This window comes from Paenibacillus sp. SZ31 (assembly GCF_012912005.1).
Lineage (GTDB): Bacteria > Bacillota > Bacilli > Paenibacillales > Paenibacillaceae > Paenibacillus.
Genome location: NZ_JABBEA010000004.1, coordinates 161,267 through 181,266, shown reverse-complemented (window position 1 = coordinate 181,266; position 20,000 = coordinate 161,267). Strand labels below are relative to the sequence as shown.

At 46.1% G+C, this 20,000-nt stretch carries 17 protein-coding genes; 15 read left to right on the top strand and 2 right to left on the bottom strand.

From position 1 onward, the window contains the following. Window positions 1-56: 56 nt before the first annotated feature. Together thpR and HF638_RS10715 are read left to right on the top strand one after the other, a co-directional pair. Window positions 57-659 (top strand): RNA 2',3'-cyclic phosphodiesterase, encoded by a 603-nt coding sequence (gene thpR / locus HF638_RS10720; RefSeq protein WP_169480197.1) that lies wholly within the window; start codon window positions 57-59, stop codon window positions 657-659. 130 nt (window positions 660-789) lie between these two features. After that, complete coding sequence (locus tag HF638_RS10715) at window positions 790-1,647, top strand: cell wall hydrolase (RefSeq protein ID WP_169480196.1); 858 nt, start codon at window positions 790-792, stop codon at window positions 1,645-1,647. Window positions 1,648-1,922: 275 nt separating this feature from the next. Here HF638_RS10715 and HF638_RS10710 read toward each other — a convergent pair whose 3' ends face one another. Further along, window positions 1,923-3,137 carry an MGDG synthase family glycosyltransferase gene (locus HF638_RS10710; RefSeq protein ID WP_169480195.1) on the bottom strand — a complete coding sequence of 405 codons (1,215 nt, stop codon included), beginning with the start codon at window positions 3,135-3,137 and terminating at the stop codon, window positions 1,923-1,925. 382 nt (window positions 3,138-3,519) lie between these two features. Here HF638_RS10710 and HF638_RS10705 point away from each other — a divergent pair, with 382 nt between their 5' ends. The 4 genes from HF638_RS10705 (at window position 3,520) to HF638_RS10690 (ending at window position 12,245) form a co-directional block, all read left to right on the top strand. Next, complete coding sequence (locus HF638_RS10705; RefSeq protein ID WP_036611349.1) at window positions 3,520-4,101, top strand: TetR/AcrR family transcriptional regulator; 582 nt, start codon at window positions 3,520-3,522, stop codon at window positions 4,099-4,101. Window positions 4,102-4,307: 206 nt separating this feature from the next. Continuing rightward, complete coding sequence (locus HF638_RS10700; protein WP_169480194.1) at window positions 4,308-6,590, top strand: YhgE/Pip family protein; 2,283 nt, start codon at window positions 4,308-4,310, stop codon at window positions 6,588-6,590. 672 nt (window positions 6,591-7,262) lie between these two features. After that, window positions 7,263-11,861, top strand: coding sequence for a glutamate synthase large subunit (gene gltB / locus HF638_RS10695; protein ID WP_169480193.1), 4,599 nt, complete (start codon window positions 7,263-7,265; stop codon window positions 11,859-11,861). Window positions 11,862-12,089: 228 nt separating this feature from the next. Further along, window positions 12,090-12,245 (top strand): hypothetical protein, encoded by a 156-nt coding sequence (locus tag HF638_RS10690; RefSeq protein ID WP_167350832.1) that lies wholly within the window; start codon window positions 12,090-12,092, stop codon window positions 12,243-12,245. A 97-nt stretch (window positions 12,246-12,342) separates the two neighbouring features. On the opposite strand, the gene HF638_RS10685 is transcribed toward HF638_RS10690, so the two are convergent. Continuing rightward, window positions 12,343-12,711, bottom strand: a complete 369-nt coding sequence (locus HF638_RS10685; RefSeq protein WP_169480192.1) for a helix-turn-helix domain-containing protein — start codon at window positions 12,709-12,711, stop codon at window positions 12,343-12,345. A 348-nt stretch (window positions 12,712-13,059) separates the two neighbouring features. Between HF638_RS10685 and HF638_RS10680 the strand changes: the two genes are divergently transcribed. The 9 genes from HF638_RS10680 (at window position 13,060) to pssE (ending at window position 19,979) form a co-directional block, all read left to right on the top strand. After that, window positions 13,060-13,494 (top strand): hypothetical protein, encoded by a 435-nt coding sequence (locus HF638_RS10680; protein ID WP_169480191.1) that lies wholly within the window; start codon window positions 13,060-13,062, stop codon window positions 13,492-13,494. A gap of 155 nt (window positions 13,495-13,649) precedes the next feature. After that, the gene (locus HF638_RS10675) at window positions 13,650-14,408 is read left to right on the top strand and encodes a tyrosine-protein phosphatase (RefSeq protein WP_169480190.1); all 759 of its coding nucleotides are present in this window, start codon (window positions 13,650-13,652) and stop codon (window positions 14,406-14,408) included. A 38-nt stretch (window positions 14,409-14,446) separates the two neighbouring features. Then, on the top strand, window positions 14,447-15,196 hold the full coding sequence (locus HF638_RS10670; RefSeq protein WP_062833037.1) for a YveK family protein: 750 nt from the start codon (window positions 14,447-14,449) through the stop codon (window positions 15,194-15,196). Further along, entirely contained in the window at window positions 15,177-15,854 is a 678-nt protein-coding gene (locus tag HF638_RS10665; RefSeq protein WP_169480189.1) for a CpsD/CapB family tyrosine-protein kinase, read from the top strand. Before HF638_RS10670 ends, HF638_RS10665 begins: the two co-directional genes overlap by 20 nt. 185 nt (window positions 15,855-16,039) lie before the next feature. After that, window positions 16,040-16,942 carry a UTP--glucose-1-phosphate uridylyltransferase GalU gene (gene galU / locus HF638_RS10660; RefSeq protein ID WP_036611572.1) on the top strand — a complete coding sequence of 301 codons (903 nt, stop codon included), beginning with the start codon at window positions 16,040-16,042 and terminating at the stop codon, window positions 16,940-16,942. Then, a complete protein-coding gene (locus HF638_RS10655) occupies window positions 16,939-17,637 on the top strand; it encodes a sugar transferase (protein ID WP_169480188.1) in 699 nt (232 codons plus the stop codon). Before galU ends, HF638_RS10655 begins: the two co-directional genes overlap by 4 nt. Before the next feature lie 34 nt (window positions 17,638-17,671). Beyond that, on the top strand, window positions 17,672-19,048 hold the full coding sequence (locus tag HF638_RS10650) for an O-antigen ligase family protein (RefSeq protein ID WP_169480187.1): 1,377 nt from the start codon (window positions 17,672-17,674) through the stop codon (window positions 19,046-19,048). Further along, a complete protein-coding gene (pssD, locus tag HF638_RS10645; protein WP_036611329.1) occupies window positions 19,045-19,503 on the top strand; it encodes a PssD/Cps14F family polysaccharide biosynthesis glycosyltransferase in 459 nt (152 codons plus the stop codon). The genes HF638_RS10650 and pssD overlap by 4 nt, the downstream gene beginning before the upstream one ends. Further along, window positions 19,500-19,979, top strand: coding sequence for a PssE/Cps14G family polysaccharide biosynthesis glycosyltransferase (gene pssE / locus HF638_RS10640; RefSeq protein WP_169480186.1), 480 nt, complete (start codon window positions 19,500-19,502; stop codon window positions 19,977-19,979). The genes pssD and pssE overlap by 4 nt, the downstream gene beginning before the upstream one ends. Window positions 19,980-20,000: the final 21 nt, after the last annotated feature.

The window sequence follows — 20,000 nt, the reverse complement described above, 5'->3', positions numbered from 1 at the left end:
TGAAACGATATGTATAGTTATGAAATAATAGAGCGAACTTTAGAGAGGTGTATGCAATGAATAACCAATCACATCAGGATCATGCATCCCGGCGGGAAAGATTGTTTGTAGCGATTCGTCTTCCTGTAGCTGTTCAGCAGTCTCTTCAGATGGATGCGAGGCTTGTACAGAACAAGCTTGATTTTCGTAAATGGACAGATCATAGAGATTTTCATATAACCTTGCAATTTCTGGGGGATACCTTCGTTAGTGACATTGGACATCTTCGAAAAGTATTGCGCTCAGCAGTAGTTGGATTCCAGGCTTTCGAACTTCAGCTATCGGGCTGGGGCACATTTGGGCTTGAAGAAGCCCCTAAAGTGCTCTGGAAAAGTGTTAGCGGAGAGGTCAATCAATTGCTTTCGTTACAAAAAGAGATCGTGAAGGCTACTTCAACCCTTGGGTATGAAGCTGAGTTAAGACCATTTGCTCCGCACATTACAATCGCCAGGAAGTTTCTGGGGCATATTCCAGGTAATGAGAATGAAGGGGTGTCCGGAGTGCTTCCGGAACATTCCACAGGTGCTAATTCATGGATGGTGGAGGACGTTGTACTTTATGTGACAAGGCTTGGACAATCGCCAATGTATGAGGTCGTGGATACGTTCTCTTTTTCCTGAAAATCATTTTTATGCCATAAAATCACATTGACATAACGTTTATCCCTATGTAATATTAGCCATCGTTATTCAAATTCTTTTTTTTGGGTTACTTAGATTAGGGAATTGTTTCGACAGGAGGAATCTTCGAATGAACATTATAAGCAAGAATCGTTGGGTAGCACCGATGTTATCAGTGCTGCTTGTATGTATAGTGGGGGTAAATGTCGTTCAGGCGACGGGGAAGTGGAATGAAGCTAGTGATAGTAAACAGATGACCGAACTTGCGGCTTCTGTGCAAAATAACCAAACATCTACGCAAGAAGAGAGGCGCATGATGGAAGATGGGACAAGTCTGTCCTCTAATCTGTCTACCCAAACCGTAGCGTGGACTGAAACTCTGCCAGCCAAGAACTGGCTAACGACTGCTCAAGAAGAGCAGGAACTGCAAGAAGCCAAGGTCAAGAACAAAGCTAGAGCAGTAGCTGCGGCCAAAGCTAAAAAAGAAGCTGCACTGAAATTGGCCAAAGTGGAACGAGCCAAAGCGGTAGCTGCTGTAACAACTCCCCCCCAAAAACTATACTTTACGCGGACCGAACTTTTGAACCAGGAAGACTCGAAACTTGCAACCTGGTCATACAGTGTGTCCGATAAAGAACTGCATCTGCTGCAAAAAATCGTCATGGCAGAGGCAGAAGGTGAACCGTACGAAGGCAAAGTGGCAGTTGCCAATGTTGTCTTAAACCGGCTGCGGTCAGCCAATTTTCCCGATACCATTTACAAGGTGATCCATCAGAAATCCCAGTTCAGTCCTGTAGCGAACGGACGGTTGAAACGTGTGGTTCCCAACGAGGACAGTATCAAAGCAGTAAATGCTGCGCTGAATGGGAAGAAGGAAGTTGCCGATGATACGTACTATTTCTTGTCATTGACGCTTGCCGACGATCTGACAGTTGCTCGCTCGAAGAAAAAAGTAAAAACGATCGGTCATCATACTTTTTACAAGTAATCGACCCGTAAATTCTGCAAACAGGCAGGGTAGTCAACTGTGTGTGTATCACACGGACCTTGAAAAAGCCTGAATCGTAGTTTTATTTCGTTATTTTCAAATATCGTTATACTCTAAATTACCCTTTTTTCTGCCAAATCATACGGTGGATCCAGTGAAAATAAAAGAAGGTTCCCTTCCAAAATTACGGAAGGGAACCTTCTTTGTATATAGGGAGTATTTGTCTTGTCCCCTATAACACCTCGTGAGAGCTATTCTATAGGTCCATAGAGGCATCAGAATGGCATTCTGGTACCTGACAAGGATGTGGCAGCAATTCCGGCTGTGAAGCGCTCTACGGGCGTTGTTGTGACTTCGGATGTTGTTGGGAATAATAAGTCATGAACAGCTTGTGCACAACACGTTGGATCGTAGGCCGAACGGTTACCTGAATTGTGCGCTACGTTCAGCGGGCTTTCAGCTTGAGAGGATGCCTGCTCACATAATTGTCTGAAACGATTGGTGATTACGTCGGCAGAGTGAATGACCTGGCCGTATCCGGCTTGTACAAAGTATTCACAGTTCTCTTCCTCTTGACCCGCCAGCGGAGGGATGAACAGCATCGGTAGACCCTTGGCTAGTGCCTCAGTGCATGTCATGCCACCTGGCTTCGTGATCAGCACATCGGATACATCCATCAGTTTGCTTACTTCCCGCGTATATCCCAGAATGCGAATATTAGGGTGCTGGAAGCAAGGCATTTCCTTCATTTTCGCGATCATTTTCTCGTTGCTTCCAAGACAGAATACCAATTGAACACGATCTGCCCAGGACGTGAGAGCTTTCATATGATCCTCATCAAAGGAAAGTCCCCAGCCACCACCCATGAGCAGCGCGGTAGGCATGTTCTGAAGCCCCATCTCTTCTCGTAGCTTCACCTTGTCGCCAGCTTCCCAGAAGTCTGGATGCACAGGGATTCCTGTGATCTGAATATGGGAGGGATCGACACCCCGGATCTCAAGCAATGCTTTGACCTGAGGGGTAGAGACCAGATATTTGTTCACTTCGGGGTTAATCCATGTTCCATGCACATCATAATCCGTCACGACGGTATAGAGCGGGATATTCAGACCCTGCCGTTTAAGCCGGGAGATCACTGCATTTGGAAAAGGATGAGTACAGATCACCGCATCCGGTTTCAGCTGGGATACGACTTGTGCCGTTTGTGTATAGAAAATCCGGTGCAACGCCAGCTTGGTAAAGCCGTTTAATGATTTGTTATACTGTGTGCGATACAACAGGCTGACCAGTTTGGGTTGAACCGATAGTGTCTTTCGATATGCAGAAAAGATTAGCGGAGCCACTGTCGGATTTAAAAATTTGCCTAGTTCAATGACACGACTGTGAACATGTGGACTGACTTTTTTGATGCCATGTGCCAGCGCATGAGCGGCCTGAGTGTGACCGGTACCGAAACCTTCCGATAATAAGAGCACTCTTGGTTTTCGCATGAGTTCACCTTTATTCATAAGTTTTAATTCGAAATGAAGATATTCATTGTTTATTCTAGCTATGGAATGCGTTACTACATAAATATACATTGAAGGGCAAAATCATGTTTCTTCTATGAATATTTACACCTTATATCTTACAATGAGACAACCTAAACTTCATTATATACACGTATTATCTGAGTCATCTTACACTATAGACGACGACAGAAGGAGTTTCCACTGCATTTAGGTTAAAAAATATTAACACAATTTTTTAATTGTTAGGGTTGCAATCTGTTTTCGAAGATGGTATTGTAGTTTTTGACCGAATGACTGAATTGTATTTTTGGTCATTTATATGGAACGTTTAAACAATGAATCAGCATAAAGGAGGGATACGATGGCTCCGATTGACAGGAGACAGCAGGTTATTCATGCAGCAGCCCAGTCGTTTGCCATGTTTGGATACAAAGCAACCACGATGGATCAGGTCGCCAAGATTGCGAACGTTGGCAAAGGAACGATCTATACGTTTTTCACGAATAAAGAACAATTGTTTGATCAGATCTTGGTAGAAGTGATTCAGGAAATGAAGAACATCGCGCATCGTGAAGTACATCAGGAAAGTGCATTTTTCGATAATTTGTTTCGAGTACTGGATGCCTTGTTGGAGTTTCGTCGGGATCACGATCTGCTCGTTAAGTTATCTCAGGAACTGAAGGACTTTGGTACACTCCAGGCCAAGGAAGGATTGGACAAGGTGGAGAAAGTAATCTCCGACTTTCTGGCTAAGGAACTTGAGAAAGCAAAAGACAATGGAGAGATTCGAGATTGTGATCCGCAAGTCGTCGCATTTATGATGATTCGCCTGTACATTGCACTCACCTCAGACTGGAGCAAGCAACATCAACCGCTGAGCAAAGAGGAAATCAAGACTTACTTTCGCCTTTTCTTAATGGAAGGAATTGCTGCTGTAACGTAATCTGAATTTAATCTACTATAATATAAGGATTTTCACGCGTATCAAGCAGGGAGGCTTGTCGGAAGACAGGTTGTTTTTTTGCTCTAAATTGACCGTTTGAGGAAAGTGGTCAGTTCGTGTTTCAGTATATTTTCTGGAATGTGACATTGTATTTCATTATGGTTATTCCTGCTCACAGAGCAGAGAGATTAAGGGGAGAAAATGACATGAAATCTTTATCCGTGTTTTTCAAGGATGTGGGATCGGCCGTGAGAAACCCGAAGGTGTTGATCCCTGTTATTGCAATTATGTTTATACCGATCCTGTATAGTGGCATCTATCTGGCAGCCTATTGGGATCCGTATGGTCATGTGGATGAGATGCCGGTTGCCGTTGTCAATCTGGATAAAGGTGCCGAGCTGGAGGGCAAATCCCTCCATGTAGGTAGTGATCTGGTGGATGAGCTGAAGAAAAATGCCGATTTCAAATGGGATTTTGTCAGTGCCAGTCAAGCTAAAGAAGGCATGAGTAATGACAAGTATTATATGCAAATTACAATTCCGGAGAACTTCTCATCCCAGGCAACAACGTTGCTCGATGACAAGCCAGAGCCGGCTGAGCTGATCTATGAACCCAATGGCAATTATAGCTTTGTGGGTGCACAGATCGGTAAGACTGCCATTAAAGACCTGAAAGCGAAGGTCTCGGCCAAAGTTACGGAATCCTATGCAGAGACATTGCTCGATAAGTTCTCCGAGGTATCCGATGGTTTAGCGGAGGCAGGCGACGGAGCAGGGGAACTGAATACGGGTGCAGGCAAACTGGATGATGGTGCAGTGAAGCTGAAGGATAACTTGGCGAAGCTCGCATCTGGAACGCTTGAACTTCAGGAAGGACTTTCTCCATTAAGTGATGGCGTTAATGCATTGCATACGGGGGCGACCAAGCTTGAGAGTGGAACATCGAACCTCGTCTCCGGTTTGCAACAGCTTCAGGCAGTCGCTTCGAGCCAGCTTCAGAGCGGAGCTGATCAGTTGACGGATGGCAGTGCCAAGCTGGAAACCGGACTGCAGTCCTCACTGGACGGCACAGGTAAGCTGCAAGTTGGCTTGCAATCGTCCGAACAGGGCAGTGCCAAGCTGTCGGAAGGGCTGCAAACGGCCGTTCAGGGCAGCGGTACACTGGCAACAGGCCTGCAATCGGCTGTAGATGGCAGCTCCAAGGTTGCTGATGGCGCACAGGGCGTAGCAGCCGGATTGAAACAGCTCGCTGCATCGAACCCGGAACTGGCTGAAAATGCGGATGTACAGAAACTGCTTGCGGCAAGTGAAGCTGTTGCTGATGGCAGTGCACAATTGCATGAGAGCGAGCGAAAGCTGGCACAGGGTGCAGATCAGTTGCATCAGGGTAACCAGCAACTGGCTGCGGGTGCAGCCGAGCTTCATGGAGGTCAGGAGCAACTTCTAGCTGGTGCGAACCAGCTGCTGGATGGTCAGAAGCAATTACTGGCTGGTGCCGGACAGCTTAGTCAAGGAGGCGCGAAGCTCTCTGATGGCCTGAAGCAGTTTAGCGGCAAACTGGGCGATGCTGCAAGTGGCGGTACATTGCTTGCAGATGGTGCCAAGCAGCTGGGTACAGGTACAACAGCTTTGCAAACGGGTGTAGGTAAACTCAGTGGTGGAGTTAGTTCACTAACCGATGGTTCCAAGCAACTGGGTGATGGCGCAGGCAAACTGGCTGACGGCCTTACTGAACTAAAAGATGGTTCTAGTGAACTGGCCACCAAGTTGAATGATGCCGCACAGAAAACATCCGAAGTTAAGAAAACGGATGATTTGGTGAACATGTTTGCTGAACCTGTCAACTCTTCGGAGAACACAGCAGAGAACGTGAGCAATTATGGTACAGGATTGACACCATTCTTCCTGTCCATCGGTCTGTTCGTGGGATCGTTAATTTCGACAATAGTATTGAAAATGCGGGAAACGTCCGTACCTGGTGCAACAGGCTGGAATCGTTTTGTTAGCCGGACACTGGTATTTGGCTCCGTGAGCATTTTCCAATCGGTTATCGTGGCCAGCTTCATGTTATACGGTCTTGGACTGGAGACGCACAGCGTCGGGTTGTTCTATCTGTTCACCATTATTACGGGGCTGACCTTCATGTTTATTGTTCAGGCACTTGTAACTTGGCTGGATCTGCCTGGACGTTATGTTGTCATTCTGCTGCTGGTCTTCCAGCTTGCGGCTAGCGCGGGTACTTTCCCTGTAGAACTGATTCCATCATGGCTTCAGGCATTTAGCCCTTGGTTGCCAATGACACACAGCATTATGGGCTTCAAGGCTGTTGTATCGAGTGGCAATCTGGATGTGATGTGGCATCAGGCAGGAATTCTTAGTATCTATGCTGGTGTATCCATCGTGTTGACGCTGGCCTACTTCCTCTGGAACGGCAGACGTCCGAAAAAAGAAGTCGAACGGGCTGATTCTGGTCAAGTTGTGACAGCATAAGTCCAACCTGATCTTCAGCAGCGTGAGATTTACGAAAAAAAACTTTATTTTCATGTAGCGAAATTATGCAATATAGTAGTCAAATAGTGCAAATAGCCTGCAACCCCAAAATGGGGTTGCAGGCTATTTTGTATACAAATGCATAGAGAAGCAAAGATTCGCTGGATCAAGCGGTGACAATTTGGTGGAATAATGGATAAACACAGGCTGCATATGGAACGATTTTCTTCTGTCAGCAATTTAATTCAGTTGTACTCTGGCTTAAAAAGTGTATAATTATTCGAAAAAGAGATGAATTTAAACGTCATTACAGTAAAGCTGTACTGCAAAACATTTCTTATCAGAGGTATTAAAAAGTTTAAATTGCGCTGATGTTAGGTCGGTGTTAAAATAATAGAACTATATCAAAAAACGTCGCTCCTTATCAGTAGCCGTGCCAGCGGCTGCGTGTTGATTTATACATGCTGTTTGCCGGATCGTCCGGATCAGCTCATCTCATTTAATGGCTTCTGCCCAATAGCAGGCACATACTTTTGACAGTCTCATGCTGTCGCCTCTTCTATCTAGCAGGCTCTATCGCAAGCGAAAGGCCAGCTCCTCCCGTTTCATTGTTGCCTGTTGCCTATGTTCTTGATCTTTCCGAAATACTTCATTATAGAAAGGTTGCGTTCCATGAGACACATCGGATTACCTCCAAAACAGGGTCTGTATGACCCGCAGTTCGAAAAAGACGCATGCGGAATGGGTTTTGTTGCCAACATCAAAGGAGTACCTTCACACGATATCGTTAGTCAGGCACTGACTATGCTTAGTAACATGGAGCACCGTGGAGGACAGGGAAGTGAACCGAATTCCGGTGACGGAGCAGGTATCCTGATTCAGATTCCACATCGTTTTTTTGCACAGGAAGCGGAACGCCTTGGTTTTGTATTGCCTGAACAGGGATTCTATGGCGTAGGGATGTTGTTCCTTTCCCAGGACCCTGCCATTCGCAGTGCGCATGAAGAGAGCCTCAAGAAGATTATTGAAGAAGAAGGACAGACGTTCCTGGGTTTCCGGGATGTTCCTACTTTTGATGAAATGCTGGGCCGTTCTGCACTTGCAGCGAAACCTTATGTACGTCAGGTGTTCATTGGAAGATCCGCAGATGTGAAGGATGAGCTTGGATTCGAGCGTAAGTTGTATGTTATTCGCAGACGCGCTGAGCTGGCTATTCGTTATTCGGCAGATGAAGCAGAAGGTGGTTCATTCTACCTTCCGAGCATGTCTTGTCGCAAAATTGTATATAAAGGCATGCTGACAACTGAACAAGTTGGCGGGTTCTATCTGGATCTACAGGAAGAACTCGTGGAATCGGCCATTGGACTTGTGCATTCCCGTTTCAGTACCAACACCTTCCCAAGCTGGGAACGTGCCCACCCGTATCGTTTCATGATCCACAACGGTGAGATCAACACGATGCGTGGTAACGTGAACTGGATGCATGCTAGGCAGTCCTTGTTCGAGAGCGAGTTGTTCGGTAACGACATCGCAAAAGTAAAACCGGTCATCAATCCGGACGGTTCGGATACAGCCATGTTCGATAACACGCTGGAGTTCCTGTATCTGAGCGGTCGTTCCCTGCCACACGTGGCGATGATGATGGTTCCTGAACCTTGGAGCACAGATGAGGGCATGGACCCTGCCAAAAAGGCATTTTATGAGTATCACAGTACGATGATGGAGCCTTGGGATGGGCCGGCAGCAATGGCCTTTACAGATGGTTTGCAGATTGGTGCAACACTCGACCGTAATGGCTTGCGTCCAGCGCGTTATTATGTAACCAAGGATGACCGTATTATCTTGTCCTCTGAAGTTGGGGTATTGGATATCGCACCGGAAGAGATCCTGTACAAAGACCGTCTGCGTCCAGGTCGGATGTTGCTCGTGGATACACAACAAGGCCGCATCATTGCGGATGAGGAAGTAAAAGCAATCATTGCAGCCGAGAATCCGTATCAGGATTGGCTTGATGAGCATTTGATGGATCTGAGCGAGTTGCCGGAAGCACCGGAACTTCCTGATCCAAAACATGATAACGTGACCCAGCTTCAGCTGGCATATGGTTATACATTTGAAGAGCTTCGTAAAATCCTGGAGCCTATGGCAACAACAGGTATGGAAGCTACAGGTTCGATGGGTTATGATGCACCGCTGGCTGTCCTTTCGGATCGTCCACAGCGTCTGTACAACTACTTTAAACAGATGTTCGCGCAGGTAACCAACCCGCCAATCGATGCAATCCGTGAAGAGATTGTAACGTCTACGGCAACAACCATTGGTCCTGAGCGTAACTTGCTGAACCCTGAACCGGAGAGCTGTCGCCAGATTCGTCTGGATACACCGGTATTGTCCAATGAAGACTTTGCGAAGATTCGCCATGTGCGTCGCCCAGGCTTCCGCTCCATGACGATTCCGATCTTCTTCACCGCTGCGGAAGGAGCAGAAGGACTTCGCAAAGCGATGGAACTTCTCTTCGAAGCTGCAGACCGTGTCATCGACAAAGGTCATAACATTCTGATCCTGTCTGACCGTGGTGTGGACGCTGAGAATGCTGCCATTCCTGCATTGCTTGCTGTAGCAGGTCTGCATCACCATCTGATTCGTCAGGGAACCAGAACAAAAGTCAGCATTATGCTCGAATCCGCAGAGCCGCGTGATATTCACCACTACGCATTGCTGCTGGGTTACGGTGTAAGTGCGGTGAACCCTTATCTGGCCTTTGAAACGTTGGATGACATGATTCAGCAAGGGTTGCTGCGTGGTATCTCGCATGAGAAAGCAGTGAAAAACTACATTAAAGCAGCTACCAAAGGCGTTACTAAAGTGTTGTCCAAAATGGGGATTTCTACGATTCAATCGTATCGTGGAGCTCAAATCTTCGAAGCAGTGGGTCTGAAATCGGACTTCGTTGACCGTTACTTTACCTGGACACCTTCCCGCATCGGCGGAATTGGGTTGGAAGAAGTGGCAGCCGAAGCGTTGACACATCATAACCGTGCCTTTACGGAAAAAGACGGTAACGATAAAGTATTGGATTCCGGTGGCGATTATCAATGGCGTAACGACGGAGAAGAGCATCTGTTCAATCCGCAAACCATTCATACCCTGCAACACGCAGTACGTACTGGTGATTACAAGCTGTATAAAAAATATTCCAAGCTCGTGCAAGGTGAGAATGATCAACTGTTGACTATTCGCTCCATGCTGAAGCTGAAACCGGTTGGAGCTTCCATTCCACTCGAAGAAGTTGAATCAGTAGAAGATATCATGCGTCGTTTCAAAACGGGTGCGATGTCCTTCGGTTCGATCAGTAAAGAAGCACATGAAGATCTTGCCATTGCTATGAACCGTGTTGGTGGTAAATCGAATACCGGTGAAGGTGGAGAAGATCCGGCTCGCTTCATTAAAGATAGTAACGGGGATTCCCGTCGCAGTGCGATCAAACAGGTAGCATCCGGACGTTTCGGTGTTACATCCAACTATTTGGTTAATGCCGACGAGATTCAGATCAAAATGGCACAGGGAGCAAAACCGGGTGAAGGCGGACAGCTGCCAGGACGTAAAGTGTATCCTTGGGTTGCTGAAGTTCGTGGATCAACACCAGGCGTAGGTCTGATCTCACCACCACCGCATCACGATATCTACTCGATTGAGGATTTGGCGGAGCTGATCTATGACTTGAAAAATGCCAATCCGCGTGCTGAGATCAACGTGAAGCTCGTATCGGAAGTGGGCGTAGGTACCATCGCAGCTGGTGTAGCCAAAGGCCGTGCCGATATTATCCTCGTCAGCGGTTATGACGGTGGTACAGGTGCATCACCGCAAGGTTCGATTCGCCACGCAGGTATGCCTTGGGAACTGGGTCTTGCAGAGACGCATCAAACGTTGATGCTGAACAACCTGCGTGACCGCGTCGTCCTCGAAACAGACGGCAAAATGTTGAACGGACGTGACCTTGCGATTGCAGCCTTGCTTGGAGCCGAAGAGTATGGTTTCTCTACAGCACCACTCGTTGCACTTGGTTGTATCATGATGCGTGTCTGTCAAATGGATACCTGCCCAGTTGGTGTAGCGACACAGAATCCAGAGTTGCGTAAAAATTATATGGGTGATCCAGCTCATGTGGTTAACTTCATGCGATTTGTTGCAGAAGATATGCGTGAGATTATGGCTGATCTTGGTTTCCGTACCATTCAGGAAATGGTCGGACGTACAGATTGCCTCGAAACGGTAGAAGCCGTAGATCACTGGAAGAAAAAAGGTGTGGATCTGTCTGTATTGCTGCACGTGCCTGAAATGCCGGAAGGCTCTACACGTTACCGCACACAGCATCAGAACCACCAATTGGAAGAAACGCTGGATATGCAGCAATTGCTGCCACTTGCACACTCTGCGATTGAATCCGGTCAACCGGTTGAAGCGGTACTTCCAATTACGAACGTTAACCGTGCAGTAGGTACCATTTTGGGTAGTGAGATCACACGCAAATATGGACTCGCAGGATTGCCTGAAGATACGGTTAAATTCAAATTTGTTGGCTCTGCTGGACAAAGCTTTGGGGCCTTTGTACCTAAAGGTATGACCTTGACTGTTGAAGGGGACTCCAATGACTACGTGGGTAAAGGACTGTCCGGTGGTAAACTGATCGTGATGCCTTCTCCGAAAGCAACATTCGAGGCGGAAGATAACATCATCATCGGTAACACGGCTCTCTACGGCGCAACAAGTGGTGAAGCGTATATCCGTGGTATTGCGGGTGAGCGATTTGCTGTACGTAACTCGGGCGCCAAAGTCGTCGTTGAAGGTGTCGGCGACCATGGTTGTGAGTATATGACGGGTGGACGTGTCGTTGTACTCGGCGATACAGGTCGTAACTTTGCAGCAGGGATGTCCGGAGGTATTGCCTACGTGTATGATCCGGAAGGCACATTCCTGAAACGTTGTAATCTGGAAATGGTTCTTTTGGAGCGTATCGAAGATGTGGCTGAAAGTGCAGATCTTCGAGGCATGATTCAACGTCACGTTGCCAACACGGGAAGTGCTGCGGGTCAGCGCATTCTGGATAACTGGCAAGATGCGGTGAATCAGTTTGTTCGGGTTATTCCGAAGGACTTCAAACGCATGACAGAGCAGATTGAACGGATTCAGGCGACTGGTTTGACTGGAGAAGCAGCATTGCTCGCAGCATTTGAAGCGAACATGCGTGAACTTGCACGTGCTGGAGGCTAATAACTGCCTTGTTCAAGTGTAAGTGCATGAACAGGTTGTATTAAGAATAATAGGAGCAATATGGTTGCCATTTTGGCGCCATATTGCTCCTATTTGGCTTTCGACAAAATTAGAACCCGTTCAAAAAACGTTATCGCCATGAGACGACAACATTGAGGAAGTTTCTCAAGTATAATAAGGCTAGTTTTGGAGTGCAGGGAAAGTATAAAGATAAGAGAGGTTAGCGGAATGAATATGAAGCATCCAAACAGGGGCGATCGTAAGCCGACAGGTAAACAAGTCGAAGCAACCCAGATGGACATCATGAAGGTGTTACTGCAATGCGGAATCGACCCGGAGCGTTGGAACCAATTCGTATCCTCCGTCAACAACAAGCGTCCTTGACACAATAGACAACCATGGAATGGAGGGAATTCAAGACACAAAAAAAGCCCAGCAGCCGGAGAGTGCATCTCTCGGGAACTGGGTCCTCTTTTCGGGTTTAGTCCATGCTGCGTTCCATTCGGACAAAAGCAATAAAACGACGTGCCTCTTCTTCCGTTAAGGACTTACCATCAATCATCAGATCGAAGCGCTCCAGCACTTCCTTGTCCGATAACTCCAGAGTGTCAACGAATTCACGAACGTCTTCATCCATCTCGACATCACTTTGCTTCGTACGTCCAATGAGATAATCAATGGACACGTCAAAGATATCGGCAAGTCTCGTTAACACTTCGAAATCCGGTTTACGTCGGTTCTTCTCGTAGTGGGAGAGAGCAGCTCTTGTAATATGAATGGAGCTCGCAAGTTCTTCTTGAGTAAGTCCCCGCTGTTCCCTTAATTCAGCAATGCGATTTCCGTAGCTCATAAGCTATTTCCCCCTGAACGACATCAAATATATATTGAAACAATCCTGAGCCAAGTTTTTGATCAGGGCAGCTTTCCTGCAAAAGAGTAACTCCTCATGTGTTTCCTTTAACCCATTTCCATTTGTAAATAGGTCTGTCTAAGGACATCTCAAATTGTCGTAAATCAAAAGAACCATGTCCAAATACCGCTTGACATGATACGTATTGTATCGTAAATTGGACGTATGGAGTTACAAAATGTATCATTTGGAATATTTTAAGTATCTCCTTGTTGCCTCAACCATATACCTGTGAGAAGGAAGTAGAGGCAGTCCATGTAGGCTAATCCATTCTAAAGGAATGAAACCATGAATTCAATAATTCAAGAATGGGCTGATATGAAATTAAATGTCCATATGTACATTCAGGAGTTTCATGGGAAAATGGTAGACCGCAAAAGACGTCCCGTTCTGTTACTTGGAATGGACACGCAAGCGATTACCTTCCTGAGCGACCTGAACTTGCCAGTATCATCAGAAATGCTCATTGGTTTGGATGTTGAAGATCATCATGTATGTGTAAGACTTCACGCAAGGTTGCAATGGAAACAGCCCTTTGGAGAGCTCACAATGTATCATTCAAACTTGCATATTCAGCACGAACAGAAACTATATATAACTGGACAGTTAAACGCAATGATTACTGAAGTTCAGTTTCCAACGGTTTCCCGTTTTCAGTATGAAAAGGCGACAGAGCAAAGGGCTCTGCAAAAACCCTATCATTACATTAATTTCACCATATAATTCCAAGTCGAATCTTAACATTTTCTGAATAAAACATGTACTTAACGCCATTTTACTATATTTCATAGCGTTATGCATTAGTTCTTTAACACCAAAAGCATTTGCGCAATGAATAAAAGGGCGAGGGGGATCATACTATTTCAGGAAGTTTGGATATGGTTGAAATGCACTGCCACATATTATCCGGTCTGGATGATGGTCCTGTTCGAATGGAGCAGTCCGTTGCGATGGCTGAGAAGGCGGCAGCCTCAGGAATTACCTCCATTATTGCTACTCCGCATCACCTGAACGGGCAATACAACAATGAACCGATGGTGGTCAATCAGGCCGTGAACCTGCTTCACGCAGAACTTCGCAAACGTAATATTCGCCTGGAGATCTGTCCCGGACAGGAGATCAGGGTGCATGACAACCTGATTGGAGACTTATATGCAGGAAAGTGCTGCACACTCGCCGGAAGCCGTTACATGTTGCTGGAACTGCCCTTTGGTCATATTCCCTCACAGTTCCCCAGGATACTGCATGAATTACGAATAGCGGGAATTACCCCTATTATTGCTCATCCGGAACGCAATCGTGTCATTTTGAAGAAGCCAAAGCTGTTGGCTGATTATTTGAGTCAAGGTGGATTATGTCAGCTCACGGCTCAATCTTTCACAGGGCTTTTCGGTCGAAAAGTTCGGCAGTGGTGTTTTCATTTTTGCAAAGAAAACGGGTTTCATTTCATTTCATCAGATGCACATGATACGTGCAAAAGGACGTTTGCCATAAGTGAAGGAGAGCGGGTCATCGAGCGTCGATTCGGACCTGAAGCCGTCAAAAAGCTGGCAGAGAATGCATCCCACATTCTATCGAATTCGAACCTGGTCACAGAACGCTGGAAACCTCGCAAATGGCTACTGTCCATCTGGTAGTTACATAGGTTTGATCACAACATATAGGAGGAATGAAAGTGGAACTTAAAGGATATTTTCGACTCTTACAAAAGAAACTGTGGTTGATTGTTGCAATAGCTTTAATAGCCGGTGTGGGTGCAGGGGTCAAAAGCATTTTCTTCACTCAGCCCATCTATGAGGCAAGTTCCAAACTGATCGTGAACCAGACCTCTACCGTTCAAGGTCAAGCGATGATGGACTTCAGCATGATTCAAACGAATATCAAACTCATTAACTCGTACAGAGAAATTATTAAATCTTCCGCCATTATGGATAAAGTCGCTACTACGTATCCGGACCTAGGCTTAACCTCTGCACAGCTCATGAATAGCACCTCCGTCTCTACAGCCAGCGAATCCCAAGTGATGAGCATAACTGTACAAGGGACTACCTACGAAAAAGCCGCAAAAACGGTCAATGCCATCTCCAACGTGTTTCAATCTCAAATCCCCCTGATCATGAAAATCGATAATGTGGCTATCCTCAGTGAAGCGAAAGTGGATAGTAACGTACCTCCAATCAATATGAAAACCACATTAAGCATCATTGTCAGCCTGTTCGCAGGTCTTGTGCTTGCGATTGCACTTGTATTTTTGCTGGACTATCTGGACGATACATTCAAATCCGAAACTGAACTGGAAAAAGAGCTGGGGCTGCCTGTGCTTACGGTCATATCCAAAATGAAAAAAGATGATCTGAAAAATACGAAAAATTACGTATCTCAACAGAAAGTGGGGGATGGCAAATATGTCGCGGCTAACCAATGAAAATAACAGTCTGGTGACCTATTTCAACTCCAAATCTCAAATTTCGGAAGGATACCGTAAATTACGGACCAACATCCAGTTTTCTTCGATCGACAGTCATATCAAAAAAATCATGGTGGCTTCGGCCGAAGCCGGCGAAGGAAAGACTACAACCATTAGCAACCTGGCAGTGACTTATGCCCAGGAAGGCAAGAAAGTTCTGCTGATCGATGCGGATCTGCGTAATCCTTCTTTGCACAAGGTGTTTTCCGTACCCAATCATGTCGGTCTCAGCAGCGTACTGTCCAACCAGTACAGTGTGGAAGAGGTGCTCAGAGAAAGTTATATCGACAATCTTCAGTTGTTCACGTCTGGCCCAATTCCGCCGAACCCATCCGAGATGATCGGCTCCAACCGGATGAAAAAGCTGATTGAAGAGTTAGAGGACCAATATGATGTGATCATGTTTGATACGCCTCCGGTGCTCGCTGTAACGGATGCACTCATTGTGAGTTCGCTGTGTGATGGTGTGCTGCTGGTCGTGAACTCAGGCAAGGTCAAGAAGGAATTGGTGAAGAAGACCAAGGCTGCTCTGGAGCATGTGAATGCACGAATTTTGGGCGCCATCTTGAACAATATCAAAAACGCCGCAGTTCCGGTGGGCTACGGAGAGAAGTAAAACTTCTATCGTATCTTCCCAATTAAACAGGTAATGTCTACTGCACCTCTATCACCGTAGGCACTCGGTCATGCTGTGGGTTCAATGAACCTTAGACGTTAATCGTCAAAGGTATGACGTGAGGACGGGTTAGATGCCCTGGTTCAACTTTTATCAAACTAAAAAAAGAGGATAGGGTGGTATTTATGAAAAAAGTGAGAAAAGCGATCATTCCTGCAGCTGGATTGGGTACACGTTTTTTGCCAGCCACAAAAGCGATGCCCAAAGAAATGCTCCCTATTGTGGACAAACCAACTATACAGTATATCGTTGAGGAAGCCATTGCCTCTGGAATTGAAGACATTATCATTGTAACCGGTAAAGGGAAACGGGCGATTGAAGATCATTTCGATAATGCCTTTGAACTGGAACACAATTTGCTGGAAAAAGGGAAACTGGGCTTGCTTGAAGAGGTACGTAAATCTTCTAATGTGGATATCCACTACATAAGACAAAAAGAGGCCAAAGGACTTGGTCATGCTGTCTGGTGTGCACGTAACTTTATCGGTGACGAACCTTTTGCCGTGTTGCTCGGAGATGATATCGTCGTATCGGAAGTGCCATGCACCAAACAATTGATCGATCAATATGATCAGGTTCAACATTCCATTGTTGGCGTACAAACCGTACTTGCTGAACAAACAGACAGATACGGCATAGTAGACCCGCTACAATCGGATGGCCGTTTGACAGAGGTTCTCAGGTTCGTAGAGAAACCTGCCCAAGGCACAGCGCCTTCCAACCTGGCGATTATGGGGAGATACGTACTGAGTCCAGAGATTTTCGAACATCTGGAGCAACAGGAGATTGGTCAAGGGGGAGAAATTCAATTAACAGACGCGATTCAGCGTTTAAATGAGACACAAGGAGTGTATGCTTACGATTTCGAGGGTGTACGTTATGACGTGGGCGAGAAACTGGGATTCATTTTGACGACCATCGACTTCGCTTTGCAAAAACAGGAACTTAGAATTCCGATGCTGCAAGCTCTGCAACAGATTCTGGAAAAAGAGTCGGTAGAACATGTAGCCGGGGGGGAGTTTGAATGAGTCCATCTCCCCAAACGAAGGAAGCGGAGATCGTTATGGACCCAAGTCTGGGGTACAATGCATCAACGATGGCAGGACAAAATGCAGATAAAGTGTATCTATTTATGAAAAGAATGCTCGATTTGCTGGGTTCTTTCATAGGTTTAATCATTTTGTGCCCCTTGTTTGCGGTCATCGGATTACTGATCAAAATCGAGGCCCCGCAGGGGTCTGTTTTTTTTCGTCAGGTACGGGTCGGACAGAATGGAAAAGAGTTTCATATGTACAAATTCAGGTCCATGGTGGCGAATGCAGAAGATCTGCTGGAACAGTTGATTGATCAGAATGAAGTGAACGGGAACATGTTCAAAATGAAAAATGATCCCCGCATTACCCGGATCGGCAAGTTTATTCGCAAAACCAGTCTGGATGAGCTGCCACAGTTGTGGAACGTGTTCCGAGGAGAGATGAGTCTCGTTGGACCCAGACCAGCTCTGCCCAGAGAAGTGGAGAACTACACTTCCTATGACAGACAGCGCCTGCAGATGATTCCCGGATGTACAGGGTTATGGCAAGTCAGCGGTCGAAATAGTGTCGGTTTTGATGAAATGGTAGAGCTGGATCTGACGTATGCCCGTGAGCGCAATATGATGGTGGATATCAAAATTATCTTCAGAACGTTCAGGGTGCTGGTTGGTTCGAAGGATGCGTTTTGAAACACGATTCTGGCTTTGAGGTGGCATAGCAGATATGCAAAAGACCGGTATACTTGCTGCATTGAATATGAAGTCGTTTAATATCATTCTTTTTTCGCTGGTAGTTATCTTCGCAGCAATCTATCTTCCGCTAATCTCGGTTGTTGCACTCATATCTGTGATTCTGCTGGGCGTTTATATTAAACAGCCCAGTTGGATCTTTATAATTCTCATCGTAAGTTTTTCATTGTCCATTGATAAAATCTTCAGCATTCATCTGGCAGGACTGGATTCGCTCTCCTTCTACAAGCTGGCGATCCTGGGCTTTGTGATCTCTCTATTTTTACGCTTTGGTATTCGAAAAGAGTTGATCTATCCTGCATTGGCAATCGGTTTTTTATTTGTGGAAAGTTATTTTCTATCGGATCTGCCCAGTAAGGTTAGTCCACTCGATCCATTCAAGGCTTTTCTGGGAGTCATTGTTCCATTTTTATTACTGATGCCCCACTTTTCACGAGAGATCAGTCAACGAATTATACGTGTGCTCGCATGGCTACCGCTGTTCAGTCTTGCTGGTGGTTATGTCCTGCAACTAGCCGGCATATTGTCCATTACTAACCTGGAGATGTCGGGAGTAACCCGATTACAGGGAGCGAACATCGCAGCGCATCTGGCCATGTTGTGTTTTATCTCCATCTGCGTCTGTCTGATTCAGATCAAGCAAGGCCATCAGGTTGTTCTGTATTACATGCTTACCTTGACACATCTGGTCATTCTGGTCCAGACGGGAACGAGGGGGCCGCTTATTGCGCTGATTCCGATTATTCTAGTCTATCTTTTTGATCAACTGAAAGCCTTCATTAAAGGCAGAGTTAGTGCCATCATTCCTCTCATTCTGTTCGTTGTCGCTGTGGCCTATATGGTCATTGCGCAGTGGGACAATTATGAGATGAGGTCTGAGAGTAAGGGCTTGTCGGGAAGAGATGTAGCCTGGAATTATTTTATTGGCAAAGCGAATGAGTATCCGATATTTGGACGTGGACTCGGCTCGACTCTCGTAGCGAATGATGGAAGTATCTTTTCTGGCTTCGTCGTTCCGCATAATGAATATATTCGTTTTTATTACGATGGTGGATTAGTTGGAGCCATCCTGTTGTTTCTTTCGCTGCTTCTGGTGTTCCGGGCCGTATACCTCCGATTGGGCGGTATGATCCGGTTGTATTTTGCCGGTATGATTATCGGTTTCCTGACATATTCCTTTTTTGACAATACCCTGTCTACCGTTCATCTGATTGCTCCATTCTGTATCTTCTTGAACGCGTTATATGCTACGGGAAAAGGAGTCCATACCAAGTCAGGGGTCGAAGCAAAAGTGGATGTACAGGCACAGCGAGCGAAGGACGTATCCTTTTCAAAGGAGATTAGAACATGAAGGTCTGTTTGATCAGTTCTACAGGCGGTCATTTTGATGAATTAACCAAAATTATTCCTGCGGTTGAAGAACATGATTATTTCCTGATTACCGAGAAGAACAAAAGCAGAAAAGTAGATTCGGCACAGGGCAAAGTATACTTCTTAATGCAGCAAGAGCGTAAAAATGCGATGTTCTTGCTCATCTTTGTGGCTAATATTATCAAATCGTTCTTTCTATATCTGCGTGAGCGTCCAAAGGTAATCATTACGACAGGGGCGGGAGCCACATACCCTTTTTGCCTCATCGGTAAAATCTTTGGTGCCAAGCTGATTTATATCGAAAGTTATGCCAAAATCTATTCCTCCAGCGCAACCGGGAGATTAATGTACAAAATCTCGGATGAGTTCTTCATCCAGTGGGAAACGTTGCAGGATAGCTATCCCAATGCGAAATACAGGGGGGCTTTATTTTGATATTTGCTATCGTTGGAACGCAGCGCTTTCCCTTCAATCGGATGTTCGAGCTTATTGATGAGGCGATCGAGGCAGGAATTATTGAAGAAGAGGTTGTTGCCCAATCCGGATATACCGAATATCAGCCGCGAAATTTCACTGTGATTCCTTTTCTCACGCAGGAAGAGATGAATGAATATGTAGAGCGCAGCAGATGCATTATTTCTCATGCGGGTGTCGGCTCCATCACGAATTCGCTCGAACGCGGCAAGCCGGTTATCGTTATACCACGCCGGAAAGAATGGGGCGAGCATGTGGATGACCATCAGCTTGAGATCTCCAAGGTTTTTCAGGAAAACGGCTATGTGGCCGTCGCGGAGAGTCAGGTTGAATTGCAAAAACTGATTCCTTGCATAGAGGAGCTGACGTTCCAGCCCTATGTGAGAAAACAGTCTGATCTGATCTCATCCATCAAAAATTACGTGAACAGCCTGTAAGAGGTCGGAAGATTAACCATG